Genomic DNA, 14,682 nt, shown 5'->3' with positions numbered 1-14,682 from the left:
AATAATGGTGTAAGAATAATAGGTAATGATAAGAAAAAAATGATAGGTTGTGGCAGTGGCTTTTCAATGCCATTAAAATTGATACTTGAAACAAAAGTAAAAGCGTATTCGCAGTATGGTATTCCAAATGAAAGTAAACAGATTACCTTAGCCAAAACCTACCAAATCGCACCAAAATCAGAGCTATGTTATGCCAAACCAAATGCGACAAATGTGCACTCAACACTTCAATGGTTTAGCTTTGATGGTAAAGGTACTGGTAATGGAGTTGGTTGGAATAAACCTCATTTAAATATACCAGATCCTATCGGTGGTGGTGGTCGCACAAGCGATTATGTATTGGATTTCGGTTTTAAAGCTAATCCAACTGTTTCAAATAGACGTTTTCCAACTACAGGGTTTCCTGGTGCTCAGTTCCAACTAGTGATGACAGGTTCGCAGAGTGATTATGATTATCATGTAATCAATAATCCAGGAAATGGTGTTTCGGTTGATACTATGGGAAGTATTGTTATAAATAGTAAACCAGCTGGTACAGTGACAGTTCGGGCTGTTTTAAAAAGAAAACCATCAATAATTCATGATTATAGTTTTAATCCAACAAGTGTCTGGGCGCTTCCTCAAGGTGATATGAAAGGTGGATTTGATACTGCGGTAAAACAATGTGGAGGAATTAATAATCTTTTCACTAGAAAGGAATTGAGTAATTCACCAGTTAAAAATGCGCCTGAGTTATCGCCAACCCCGCCAGCTATTAATTTATTTACGCGAGCGATAGGTGATTCATTACTAGGTGAATGGGGACCGATAAATAAAGCGGCTTATCCTAAATCTCACTGGAATTCGGAGTTTTTGACAAAGCCTTATTGGACAAAAGATATTCACTCTTCATTTGCTCAATTTACCGTATATGCTGATAGTGGTTGTATTGGAATAGCAAATACTAAAGATGAAAAATGGTTGGATAATTATATAATTTGTAAAGGTTGATTTTTTATAGAAATATTTAAAAGTAAAATATTATTCTTTATTATAAACATTAATCAAACCATTCTAATACGGATGGTTTTTATTTTAATCAATAAATTGATTGCTATTTTATTGTATCGATCAACTTCTATTTATTCATATTTAGTAAGAAATAAAAACAATGCTTTTGCCTGTTGAATTTAGCAATATGAAATACTTTTATCGCACTGATAAATTATGTCTAAATTGTTACATTGAAAAGTCAGCATCTAGACTCTTAACAAAACTTTACAAAAAAGTAGGTGAAAAATGAAGTTTTTATTCTAAAATAGCGTAGCATAGTTATATACTGTTTTATGCTAAAAGTATTGAGAATGATGTTAACTGTTTATTTTATAACAATAAAATAACAAAAATAATTATGAGGAATAATAAAATTATGATAGAATATAGACTTAATCGGGCATTTTGTTTCACCTTTAATATTACAGCATAACGTTTTATCTTTAGCGTTACCTTTTTGTTTTAAACACTTCTATTGCAACTCTCGCTTTGCTACCAAAATAACGGCACTGACAGCTTACTTAAAACCGAAACTTACTCAAGTAATGAGCTTAATCTTATTATCACAATTGGCTATATCGGTTCCAGCTAATGCAATACTAACAGCAACTTCGAGTCAGATTATTACAGGAAATGCACCGCAAGTGGTTGCGTTATCGAGTGCAAATAAACATGGTTTTACTGTCAACGGTGTTTTTTACAGTGAGGCGAGTGGCACTATAAAATCTAGTGAAGTGAAAGAATTTGATGGTAATTTAACGCTTAACGATTTTAAAGTGGCGATTTATACTTCAACAAATTTAGATAAAGTTGAAAATTACAGCGATATAGATGGTGATAGTGCCGATCCACAGGAGCCGTTTAAAGTTGAATCGACTAATTATTGGTGGTATGACAATAATGGTGTAAGAATAATAGGTAATGATAAGAAAAAAATGATAGGTTGTGGCAGTGGCTTTTCAATGCCATTAAAATTGATACTTGAAACAAAAGTAAAAGCGTATTCGCAATATGGTATTCCAAATGAAAGTAAACAGATTACTTTAGCCAAAACCTACCAAATCGCACCAAAATCAGAACTATGTTATGCCAAACCAAATAGCATAATTATTTATCCTGAATATCAATGGGGTAAGCTTGGTGATAATCCAGATTTGAATTATCGAATGTATTGGAATTCGCCAGATGGGCGAACACGATCAAAAGGTGGTGGAGGTTATACTCAAGATTATGTACCAAATTATGGTTTTAGGATTAAACCAGTCGTATCGTCAAAAACATTTCCTACAACAGGCTTTCCTGGGGCTAAATTTCAGTTAGTGATGACTGGTGCACAAACGGATTACGATTATCAATTAATTAACAACCCTGGTGATGGGGTTGTTGTTGATAAGAATGGTATGGTTAAATTAATAAGTAAACCATCAGGAACTGTCACTATAAGGGCTGTGTTAAAAAGAGATGCATCTGTTATGCATGAGTATAGTTTTACACCAATTTCAGTTTGGGCAAAACCTCAAGGCGATTTTAAAGGAGATAGAGCAAGTGGATGGCAACGATGTGGTGGTATTAATAAGCTTCTAAGCGTTAATGAGTTAACAAATGCTCCCACTACCACTATAGAGATCGATCCTGCTATTTTCTGGGGAGGGATTTTTACACGAGCAATTGATGGTTCATTATTTAGTGAGTGGGGATTTATCAATCAAAGATCTTATCCTGATTCTCAGTGGCGTGGCGGTGTTTATTGGACACGAGATCGAGAATCTTCTTCTAAACAATATCATGTATATTCTGATTCTGGGCATATAGGCACGGGAAATGACTCTTGGAATAACTATGTTGCATGTAAGGGGTAATTTATTGTGTAACTTTTTTCTTTATAAAGTTGAGAGTATTGCTTTATTTGTGTAATAAAACCGTATTTATAATACTAAAATTAAAACATTTTTTAGTTGATGGAATATATTATTCATTAACTCAATTTTTAACTGGTGTAGTAGTGCTTTATCGTTATTCCATCAGTTAAAAATTTAGAATGAAAAACAATGTAGCTACAATTTAAAGTGCAGTTCCTTTAGTTGGAATGAAAAAATCTTTGATATAAACATCTTCTATTTCTAATAACTTTATTTTTTTATCTATTCCACCAGCATAACCTGTTAAATTACCGTTTGCGCCGATAACTCGGTGGCAAGGAATAATGATTGATATGGGATTATGACCAACAGCCCCGCCTACGGCTTGGCTAGACATGTTTGCTTTGTTTGTTTTAATGGCGATCTGTTTTGCGATATCGCCGTAAGTAATGACCTGACCATATGGAATTTTGCATAAAATTTCCCATACTAAGCTTCGAAAAGGCGTGCCATTTGGCGCAAGTTCTAATTGGTATGGATTCGGTCTTTTTCCTGAAAAATAATCGTCAAGCCATTTTTTTGTTGAGTTAAAAATGGGTAAATTAGATTTTTCTTCTGTTCGTGTATTGAGTGTGTGACCAAAATATTTTTCACCTTCAATCCAAGCCCCAACGAGCTTATTTTGTTGACTGGCTAGGGTTATTAGTCCCACTGGAGATGAATAATTGCATAAATAAAACATATTGGCCTTTTAGTAACATTTAATAAATACACTATTAAATTATGCTTGTTTATGGCGATAAATACTACAAATTTATCGATTAATATTATGAGCTAATAGTAAATGTGGAATATGGCTCATTGGTGAGCCATATATTTTGAAGTTATTTTGCTTGATTTTTGCCTTTTTCGACGTAGCTCATATCTCCAAGGCTTTCAACAATAAATTTACCATCGTCGGTGTAACGAATTTTAGTAACACTTGCGTTACCTAATCCAGCTGTAATTGGTTTATCTTGCCACTCTTGAACCATAGCCATAATTGCTAAACCGTGAGATACTACAAGTACGTTGCCACCACCTTGTGATTTGGCTGATTCAGCTATGGCTTTTAATGATGCTTGCATACGATTTTTTACTTTATTGTAGTCTTCGGCTTCGCCTGATTTCTCAACTGCGGCGATTGCATCCATCATTGTTTTTAGGGAAACCTTGCCTTGAGCCATATCCGCCATTAGCTCTTTATCTGATGCATAACCTAAATGCTGTGCAGCTGGTGTCCACATGTTCGGATCAAAATCTCCTTCATAATCGCCAAAACACTGTTCACGTAAGCCTTCCATTTCATTAATTTGAATTTTATCGCCTTTAGCTTCTAAAACAATGCGAGCAGTTTGTCGTGCTCTACCTAAATCACTTGAATAGACTGAAATAAATTTGACATCTTTCAACCCTCGTCCTAGTTGTTCAGCCACCTCGACACCAGGTTTTGTTAGCGGTGTATCAGACCATCCTTGTGCACGGTGTACGTTATTAAACATAGTTTTACCATGGCGAGTGACATAGAGATAAACATCATCAGCAAAAGCTTGTGATAAGGTTGTTATTGAAATAATTAATGCACTAATTAATATAATAAATTTTTTCATTGTTTTGTCCTCTTTATAATAAATTAAATCGGTAATCAATTACTGTTTCCGCCGAAAGTGAAGGTGAACGTTGGTATTTTCCATGTCTAAGTTTAGGTGTAAGGTCTGAAGCACTGACAGTTTTATAAGACCAACCATATCCAACCTTCGATAGAATAGAAAAATTTTTAAAAGCACCACTAGTTGGTTTCCATATATCAAAAACGTTAATTTCGCCATTTTTTAATGTATTATGTTTGTAGTTAAATTGTCCATAATTCATATATAGACCAGTGCTATTATCTTTAACAAAATCATAACTCATTACTGTTGTTAGTACCAGTTCACCATCACGTAAATAATCTGAGCCAGCAGCGGCAAGACCGTTAAAGCGAGCACGAGTATTTTTACCTAAATGTCGATTATAATATCCGATAGCGTTATGTTTGTTAGCGTCTGTATAGGCTAAACCGACTTTAATACTCCAGTCTTCTTCTTTCCATTCGACATCGGTTGCATAGTGCCATGCGTGATCTTCAAACTCTTTTTTGTTTTGTTTCATGGCATCATAATTGTCAAGAGCATAACTTCCGTAGAATTGTCCGCCTAAGATTAATTTTTGTATTGGTTTATACGATAATTCAATGACATGGCGTCTTAAATAATCTTTAGCAACACCATAAGAATAATCTAAAGTAAGATCTTTATCTTTATAAGCGATTTCAGCTGTTGAAATATTATTAATGATTTTTTTACGATCGGCCGTTAAAAAACGTAATTTTTTAGCGGATTCGCGGGGTAGGGTGCTATCAATATAAGCCAATGAAAAATAAACGTTATCATATTTTAGAATTCCGCTATAACCAAGATAACTATTGCGGGTAAGATGTTGGGTTGAACTTATGATACCTAAATCCTTCATGCTATGCCAACCAGCTTTCCCATTAAAGTTAATAGCATCATTACCTAATTTTATTTTGGCATAACGTTGGGTAAATTTATTAAATCCGTGAGCGTTATGTTTGTTATAGCCTTTACCATCGTTATAAAGTAGGTTACGGGTCGCAAAGTAATCACTAGCACCTAATCTTATTATGTTATCATAGGTGACATCAAAACCAATCATGTCAAATAAATAACCTGATTTATAATCAAAGCTAAATGCTTGCCCCCAAGCGCTGTGTACCTCTTTAGGTTGGGATGCATTTTCTTTTAAATATTTCCAATAGTTTCGAGTAGAAAATACAAATTTGGTGTCTTTAAAAAATGTATCATCGAGAATTGAGTTGTTGTGGGCTGTTGCATTTGCTAGCATAGAATAACTTGATATCCCTAATAGCATTATTGTGAGATATTTTATTTTCATTGTTCTTTTTCCTAATCGTTTTTATATTAAAAAACCTAAATACCAAATCAGAGAATAATTCTCTAATTAATATTTAGGTTTTGCCTGCCAAAAAGCAGTAACAATCCAATAATTTAAAGTTTTGTTTTATTTTTATGTATATATGTTTTTTATAGTAATATGATTAATTTAAATAATTTATATCTCCATTCAATTAGCTATTTACCTTTTCACATGTTTATAAAAAAATAATAGGGGGGATGAGTAGCGTCAATCCTCCCAGATTATCTTATGCTTTCAAATTTTCACCTTTTGAGGAAATCACAGATTGATACCAGTAGAAGCTTTTCTTTTTATAACGATTTAGTGTGCCAGTGCCATCTTGATTTAGATCTACATAAATAAATCCATAGCGTTTAGTGACTTCGGCTTTAGATGCACTGATAAGATCTATTGGTCCCCAACTGGTGTATCCCATGACTTCAACACCATCGTTGATGGCTTCTCGGATTTGTACTAAATGATCATTCATATAATTAATCCGATAATCATCATTGATTGTATTGTCTACTTCTAATTTATCTTTAGCACCTAAGCCATTTTCGACAATAAATAACGGTTTTTGATAACGCTCATAAAGTAAATTAAGAAGATAACGAATCCCAATTGGATCGATCTGCCATCCCCATTCGGATGCTTTAAGATAAGGGTTAGGTACCATATCTAAAATATTACCTTTGGTTTTTTGTGACTCATCATCTGTTGCACAGCAACTCATGTAATAACTAAATGAAATAAAATCGACTGTTTCTTTAAGATCTTGTTTATCTTGTTCAGTAATATCAAGCTTAATATGATTTTCTTTAAAGAAGCGATCCATATAGGTTGGATAATAACCACGCACCTGAACATCCCCAAAAAATAACCAACCATGATTTTCTTGATGAGTTTCCCAAACATCTTCAGGTTTTGGCGTAAGAGGGTAAGCCACAGCACCTAATAACATGTTACCAATTTTTGCATCTGGAATGATTTGATGACAGAGTTTAACCGCTCGACCACTGGCAACTAATTGATGATGAATTGCTTGGTAGATTTGCTGTTTGGTGCTGTTTCTGTCCAAACCAACACCAGTGAAAGGTTCATGTAATGACATGTTGATTTCATTGAAGGTAAGCCAATATTTAACCTTATTTTTATAGCGTTCAAAAACAGTTTTAGCGTAACGAGTGAAAAATTCAATGACTTTACGATTTTCCCATCCACCATATTGGGTAACAAGATAATAGGGCATTTCATAATGTGATAAAGTGACTAGTGGTTTTATGTTGTGTTTTGCCATTTCATCAAATAATTTGTCATAAAAGGCTAAACCAGCCTCATTTGGTTGTTCTTCATCGCCATTAGGAAATATGCGTGTCCAAGCAATTGATGTGCGTAGACAAGTGAAACCCATTTCAGCAAATAGAGCAATATCTTCAGGATAGCGATGATAAAAATCGATAGCTTTGTCTTTAATACTAGCAATATCAGTTTCATTGCGATTGATGATGTCACCAAATAAACCATTTGGCGTACAATCTGATGTAGATAAACCTTTGCCTCCTTCACGGTAAGCCCCTTCAACTTGATTAGCGGCAATGGCACCGCCCCAAAGAAAATCATTAGGAAATTTTGTTGACATGTTTTACTCCTTATTTTGGGATAACGCTAATAAAGCCTCTCCGCTTTGAATATTATCTTGTTCAAAGATACATTGTATATCTTGATAACTATCACTATTAGTAATGATAATTGGTGTGGTAACTTCAAAACCAGCTTGCTTAATTGCCTCTATATCAAAACTGACTAGCAAATCACCTTTTTTTACTTTGCTACCAGCTTCTACGTGAGCTTCAAAATGTTGACCATCTAATTTAACGGTATCAATACCGATATGAATTAATATTTCAGCTCCAGATTCGGTTTGAAAGCCAATTGCGTGTTTAGTTCGAAATAATGACACAACTTCACCATTATCAGGTGCAACAGCTTGACCAACAGTTGGGATGATTGCTATTCCTTTACCCATTAATTCACTGGCAAATGTAGGATCTTTTACCTCACTTAATAAATTGACCTTGCCTGACATTGGACTGTAGATCGTGGTTTTATTTTCAGTTTCCATATTGTTAGAATATGAATTATCAATTTCATCCGTTTGAGATTTATCTTTAGGTATACCAAAGAAGTAAGTAACGATTGTTGCAATTGCAAAGGAAATAATTGTAGCAATAACAACCGCATAAAATCTTGCATCGACCCCTTCAATTGGAATTAATTGTAAAAATGAAAATATACTAACCATACCAAACGAATAAGTGACAGTGTGATGATAACCAACAATAGCCCCACCAATTGCGGCAGACAAGCAACCAATAACAAATGGTTTTTTTAATGGTAAATTCACGCCATAGATTGCTGGTTCTGTCACACCAAAAATCCCTGATAATACAGATGAGCTTGCTAATGCTTTAAATTGCTTATCTTTAGAACGTAACATTACCGCTAATGCTGCCCCTGTTTGTGCAAAAACAGCCGGTAATAAAATAGGTAACATAAAGTCTTCATGATAAAGAGCCAAGTTATTCATCGAAAATGGTACTAATCCCCAATGAACCCCAAATATCACCATGATTTGCCAGCCAGCTGCTAAAATCATTGAAGCAATTACAGGATTTAATTGATAGATGAAGATAATTCCAGAGGCAATAAGGTCACTTAACATTGACACAACAGGGCCAATAACCGCAAAAGTTAACGGTACGGTAATTAATATGCTGAGTAATGGCGAGATAAATTTTTTAAACGAATCATGCAATATTTTATTAAAAGCTCGTTCCAATATAGAATATCCCCAACTTGCTAAAATAATTGGAAATACCGATGATGCATAAGGGATTAGACTAATTGGGATTGAAAAGAATTCGGTTTGTAATTCTAATGCGCCTCCCATCATACCGACAATATTAGGGTGAACTAATGCACCGCCAATTGCCATGCCTACATAGGGGTTACCGCCAAATTTTTTAACAGCAGAAAATCCTAAAATAATAGGTAGGTAATAAAAAGGTGCATCAGCAATGGCAAATAGGAAATTATAAGTAGGTGTTTCAGGGATAATGACATTGATTACTTGTAACAACGAGATTAGACCTTTTAAAATCCCGCCTGCAACAAGTACAGCAAGAGCTGGAATAAAAATGCCCGAAACCAGATCAATCAATTTAGAGAAAATCCCCGATTTTTTGCCTGATTGCAAGGTTGGTTGATTATTTTCATTAAGATTTGTCAGTTGCATAATGTCACTATATACATCAGCAACATTATTACCGATAACAACCTGAAATTGTCCTCCACTTTGTACAACTGTAATCACACCAGCTAACTTTTTTAATGTTTCTGCATCGGCTTTGTTATCATCCTTTAATACAAATCTTAAACGAGTAGCACAATGCACTAAGCTGATAACATTGTCCTTACCTCCAACATGTTGAATAATTGATTCGGCAAACTGTTTATTTTTCATACCTTATCCTTTTCAATGCAAAAAAAAACCTAAATCCCTTTAATTTAAGGAATTTAGGTTTTGCTCGCATAGCTAACTGCTTTTCTATGCAATAACAATCCAAAAATGATTTAATAAAATTAGCATGATTTAAGAATAATAGATATAATTTGTTCAAATATAATGATTAAAATGTGAGTTATATCACATTATTGATTTTTCAATTCAGTTCGTAATCGTTCAATATGAATAGTTAAATAGAGACTTTCGTCATCAGAAAGTGGATGTTGATATTGTTGTATTAAATGTAAATCTATCTGTTTAGTACAAATATAGGCTAGTTCGTATTTTTGTCGTACTAATTCATACAAAGAGTTATCTTGTTGTGTTTGCTTGCTGTGGCTTAAAATACGGTGAGCAAAAAATTTTAAATGAGTAACAAAACGTTGATAAGATAGGCAATTTTCGTCATATTCAAAGTTAAAGTGGTATTTCACTATATTAAGAATTTCGCGCATGATTTTAGTCATATTAACAATATTGGGCATTGTGTCATTTAATTGCGCATTGATAATATGAAAAGTAATAAAACCAGCTTCGTCTTCAGGTAATTCAACAGATAATCGTTCTTTTATTATTGATAAGGCATACAAACCGATTTGAAACTCTTTAGGGTAAAACTTTTTGATTTCCCATAGAAATCCATTAGGAATATCAAATCCTTGCTGGTGGCGCTCAATAGCAAAATGGATATGGTCGGTCAGCGAAATATAAATGCTGTCTTGTAATATGCCATCTATGCATTGTTTTGCATGATTAATAATAATTTCAGATGTGGCTAACACTTCAAAAGGAATCTTTGAAAGCAATTCTTCAAATTTAGGGTATGTTTCTTTATTATCGAGTGAAAACTGCTTTTCTATGAGACTTGTATCAATTAAGTCACCTTCACGTTTTTTAAATCCAATTCCACGACCAGTAACAATTAATTCATTACCTTTAGCATCAAGTGTAACAATAACATTGTTGTTTAATATTTTATAAACTTTCATTGGGTATGATTAATTATATATGTCTATTTATTATGAATAGACATAAAAAAATCGGAAGCAAAAATATAAAGAAATGTGATAAATATCATATTTTAAAAAAATATTGCTTTTCTTTTACTATAAAAAAGCCCCGATAGGGTTAATGTATCGAGGCCGCTTAGTCTATTATTTTATTATTGTGTTAATAATTTATTCATGGTTTGAATAAATTTACTTGGATCACTAAGTGAACCTTTTTCAGCAAGTAAAGCCTGATCTAGTAGTAGTTCTACCCAATCGTTAAATATGCTTTCATCTTGTGTATCGGCAATACGTTTAACCAGCTTATGATCTGGATTGATTTCAAACGTGTATTTGATTTCTGGTGCTTTTTGACCTGCTGCTGCAAACAATTTAGCCATTTGTGTGCTCATTTCGTCGGCGGCTGTGGTAACAATCGCAGGTGTATCAGTTAAGCGATGCGTGAATTTTACTTCTTTCACTTTATCGCCTAATGCAGTTTTAACACGTTCAATAAATGGCTCAAGTTCTTTTTCAACTTGCTTTTGTTGTTCACTATCTTGATCGGCTAGTTTTTCGATTGATTCGTCTGATTTACTGATAGATTGGAACTGTTTGCCATCAAATTCAGTTAAGTTACTCATCATCCATTCATCAATACGATCGGACAATAACAATACTTCAATACCTTTTTTACGGAATAGCTCAAGATGAGGACTATTTTTTGCCGCACCATAGCTATCAGCAGTAATATAGTAGATCTTTTCTTGACCTTCTTGCATACGGCTAATGTAATCATCTAACGAAACAGTTTGCGCATCGCTATCAGTGTGAGTTGACGCAAAACGGAGTAATTTTGCAATTGCTTCACGGTTTGTAAAGTCTTCACCAGTACCTTCTTTTAATACTAAACCAAACTCACTCCAGAACTGTTGATACTGTTCTTTATCGTCTTTAGCAAGTTTTTCAAGCATTTGTAACACACGCTTGGTACATGCATTACGTAAGTTTTGGGTGATTTTGTTATCTTGCAAAATTTCGCGCGATACATTTAATGGCAAATCATTTGAATCAATTAAGCCTTTTACAAAACGTAAATAGTTAGGCATAAATTGTTCAGCATCATCCATAATAAATACACGTTGTACATACAGTTTTAAGCCGTGTTTATTATCACGATTCCACATATCCCAAGGCGCTTTTGCTGGAATATAAAGTAAGCTAGTATATTCTTGTTTACCTTCAACACGGTTATGACTCCAGCTTAATGGATCGGCAAAGTCGTGTGACAGATGTTTATAAAACTCTTTATATTCCTCGTCAGTCACTTCTGATTTACTACGAGTCCAAAGAGCTTGTGCTTTGTTAACTTTTTCCCATTTGACTTCTTTGCTTTCTTCATCAGTAGTTTGTACTTCAACAGGAAGTGAAATGTGATCAGAATATTTGCTGATAATAGAGCGTAAACGCCAATCGTCTAAAAACTCTTTTTCATCTTCTTTTAAGTGTAAAGTAATTTCTGTACCACGGGTTTCTTTATTATCATCAGATATAGTATATTCACCTTCCCCTGTTGACTCCCACATAACTGCTTCGTCAGCTTTTGCGGTGGCTGCGCGCGTTCTAACAGTGACTTTATCGGCAACGATAAAAGCAGAATAAAAACCTACACCAAACTGACCTATTAATTGGCTATCTTTGGCTTGATCGCTACCAATGGACTCTAAAAATGCTTTGGTACCTGATTTAGCAATGGTACCTAAGTTTTCAATCACTTCATCACGAGTCATACCAATACCATTATCGGTAATAGTCAAAGTGCCTGTTTCTTTATTAGTTGAAATGCGCACACCAAGTTCACCATCGCCAGCATATAGATCTGGATTTTCTAACGCTTTAAATCGAAGTTTGTCGGCTGCGTCGGATGCGTTTGAAATAAGTTCCCTTAAAAAAATCTCTTTATTTGAGTATAAAGAGTGAATCATTAAATGTAGAATTTGTTTAACTTCGGATTGAAATCCACGAGTTTCAGTGCCTTGCTTACTCATTGACTAGTTCCTCTATTATATTTAGTCATTTCAATTAATTCTAATGACGAAAATGATTTGTTATTAACTAACTTTTATCATTTTGCTCATTTAATAGTGCATTGCCAGTTAGATTAACCGAATAAAATTAACATAATGGTTTGATTTATTGATGTATTGCTATATGGGAGTAAAAAAGCAGATTTCAATAGAGGTTAAGACATTTATTCATTGTTTGGTTATTTTTTGTTAAAAATGCAAAAAGAGAGCAAAAAAAAAGCCTTGAAGGGATTAAGGCTTTTTAATTAAAGGTTATTTTAAATTAATAAAAATTACATAAATCCATAAACAAGAATTAAAATAACAGCAGCTGGAATAACGAATCGTGATAAAACAGTCCAAATGCTAAACCAGAAATTATTTAAATTTAATTCTTCTCGGATGTGTTTTTGGTTCATCATCCAAGCACCAAATATCACTGTGCCTAAACCCGTAACAGGTAACATTATTTTACTAGTTAAGTAATCAAGCAAATCAAATATATTTTTACCAAATAGTTTCACTTCTGCCCATTCATTAAATGATAAAATACATGCGATACCTAATGCCCAAATAATTAAACTACTTAAAATTGTTGCTGATTTTCTACCCAATGGTGTTTTTTCTTCTAACAATTCAACTGTTGGTTCAAGTAATGAAATAGAAGAAGTTAATGCAGCAAAAGTAAGGAAAATAAAGAATAAAACACCTAAAACAGTGCCGCCAGCCATATTACCAAAAGCAATCGGTAAGGTGACAAAAATAAGTCCTGGGCCTTCACCAGGTTGTAAACCGTTAGCAAATACCAGTGGGAAAATCGCCATACCAGATAGCATCGCTACAATTACATCTAAAATAACTACAGTACGTGCAGTTGATAGTAAGTTCACATCTGAACCCAGATAAGAACCATAAGCCATCATAATACCCATACCTAAAGATAGACTAAAGAATGCATGTCCCAATGCTGCCAATACTGCTGTACCGTTAATTGCAGACCAATTAGGGGTGAACAAGAATTTAAAAGCATCATAAAAAGATGGACCGCTAACATAGGCAGCATAACCAACTAAAACAAGTAATAATACACCTAGCCCAGGCATCATCAATTTGCAACCGCGTTCCAAACCAGCACCAACACCAAGAGCAACAATAAATGCTGTAGCAAACATAAATACGGTGTGCCAAGTTAGTAGACTGTTAACATTACCAAGGAAATGGGTAAAAAGTTGACCAGTAGCTTCGCCATTAGCACCTTCGAAAGAACCTTGAGCAGCTAAAACAATGTAATCGGTCGCCCATCCCCCGATAACACTATAAAATGATAGAATTAAAAAAGAACCTACTACACCAATAATACCAACCCAGCGCCATGATTTAGAACGACCTTCTGAAACAGCGACATCTTCCATAGTATGAATTGGATTTTTTTGCCCTCGACGCCCAATTAACCATTCTAAAACTAAAATTGGCAAGCCAATAACAAACATAAATAGTAAATAGGTAAGCACAAACGCAGAGCCACCCATTTCACCAGCCATATAAGGGAATTTCCAAATATTACCTAACCCAACAGCAGAACCAGCCGCGGCAAGCATAAATCCCATGCGCGAACTCCACTGTGAGTGACTTTTTTTCATAGTAACCGTACTCATTAATATTGTTTCCTTTAATCTTAATTAGTTTAATTTAGCGTTGTGAAAAAAGTGTGTCATTTTATAAATGAAATTTTAATCATGCCATGAAATACTTCTATAAACAAGATATTATGCAAGTTATTGGTTATATCCGTATAAATTTTTAGCGAGTATCGATAGGAATGTATCATATTTATTTTTAATAACGATTATACTAATCAATATGTCATATTAAACATTTTTAAAACACTCAAAAAGAAGAAATTTACAATAAAAAATTACAACATCGCCAATTAACGGCAAAATCAATTATATTTGTTAAAAATTATGATATGTTTTGAACTAAATAAATTCATTTAAGAACGATACCTTCTCACTGTCTTATTAATTGACGTAATAATCTTTTTGTAGGATAAATTATAAAGTAAACGCAGTGTTTAATATGTTATTTTTTTGATAAACAAGTTTAATTAGGCCGATTTATTGATAATCACAAGAACATAGCATATAGTTAAT

The 14,682-nt window shown here is 33.8% G+C and carries 10 protein-coding genes; 2 read left to right on the top strand and 8 right to left on the bottom strand.

Going from position 1 to position 14,682, the window contains the following annotated elements:
• A partial coding sequence (locus tag ACGH80_RS08590) for a hypothetical protein (protein WP_296301142.1) occupies positions 1–990 on the top strand: 990 nt, incomplete at its 5' end.
• A gap of 587 nt (positions 991–1,577) precedes the next feature.
• Positions 1,578–2,891, top strand: a complete 1,314-nt coding sequence (locus ACGH80_RS08585) for a hypothetical protein (protein ID WP_411630935.1) — start codon at positions 1,578–1,580, stop codon at positions 2,889–2,891.
• A gap of 202 nt (positions 2,892–3,093) precedes the next feature.
• On the opposite strand, the gene ACGH80_RS08580 is transcribed toward ACGH80_RS08585, so the two are convergent.
• The 8 genes from ACGH80_RS08580 to ACGH80_RS08545 form a co-directional block, all read right to left on the bottom strand.
• Positions 3,094–3,633 (bottom strand): methylated-DNA--[protein]-cysteine S-methyltransferase, encoded by a 540-nt coding sequence (locus ACGH80_RS08580; protein WP_065590706.1) that lies wholly within the window; start codon positions 3,631–3,633, stop codon positions 3,094–3,096.
• Between the two features lie 142 nt (positions 3,634–3,775).
• The gene (locus ACGH80_RS08575) at positions 3,776–4,540 is read right to left on the bottom strand and encodes a histidine phosphatase family protein (protein ID WP_085165933.1); all 765 of its coding nucleotides are present in this window, start codon (positions 4,538–4,540) and stop codon (positions 3,776–3,778) included.
• Between the two features lie 13 nt (positions 4,541–4,553).
• The gene (locus ACGH80_RS08570; protein ID WP_174798052.1) at positions 4,554–5,885 is read right to left on the bottom strand and encodes an OprD family outer membrane porin; all 1,332 of its coding nucleotides are present in this window, start codon (positions 5,883–5,885) and stop codon (positions 4,554–4,556) included.
• Positions 5,886–6,153: 268 nt separating this feature from the next.
• Positions 6,154–7,548, bottom strand: a complete 1,395-nt coding sequence (locus tag ACGH80_RS08565) for a glycoside hydrolase family 1 protein (protein WP_174798053.1) — start codon at positions 7,546–7,548, stop codon at positions 6,154–6,156.
• A gap of 3 nt (positions 7,549–7,551) precedes the next feature.
• Positions 7,552–9,432 (bottom strand): beta-glucoside-specific PTS transporter subunit IIABC, encoded by a 1,881-nt coding sequence (locus tag ACGH80_RS08560; RefSeq protein ID WP_411630932.1) that lies wholly within the window; start codon positions 9,430–9,432, stop codon positions 7,552–7,554.
• Positions 9,433–9,620: 188 nt separating this feature from the next.
• Complete coding sequence (gene licT / locus ACGH80_RS08555; protein WP_411630930.1) at positions 9,621–10,463, bottom strand: BglG family transcription antiterminator LicT; 843 nt, start codon at positions 10,461–10,463, stop codon at positions 9,621–9,623.
• 173 nt (positions 10,464–10,636) lie between these two features.
• Positions 10,637–12,511, bottom strand: coding sequence for a molecular chaperone HtpG (gene htpG / locus ACGH80_RS08550; RefSeq protein ID WP_411630928.1), 1,875 nt, complete (start codon positions 12,509–12,511; stop codon positions 10,637–10,639).
• Positions 12,512–12,822: 311 nt separating this feature from the next.
• Entirely contained in the window at positions 12,823–14,184 is a 1,362-nt protein-coding gene (locus ACGH80_RS08545; RefSeq protein ID WP_411630925.1) for a sodium-dependent transporter, read from the bottom strand.
• Positions 14,185–14,682: the final 498 nt, after the last annotated feature.

Source organism: Gilliamella sp. BG1 (assembly GCF_046635625.1).
Taxonomy (GTDB): domain Bacteria; phylum Pseudomonadota; class Gammaproteobacteria; order Enterobacterales; family Orbaceae; genus Gilliamella; species Gilliamella bombi.
This window is presented reverse-complemented; position numbering and strand designations above follow the sequence as displayed.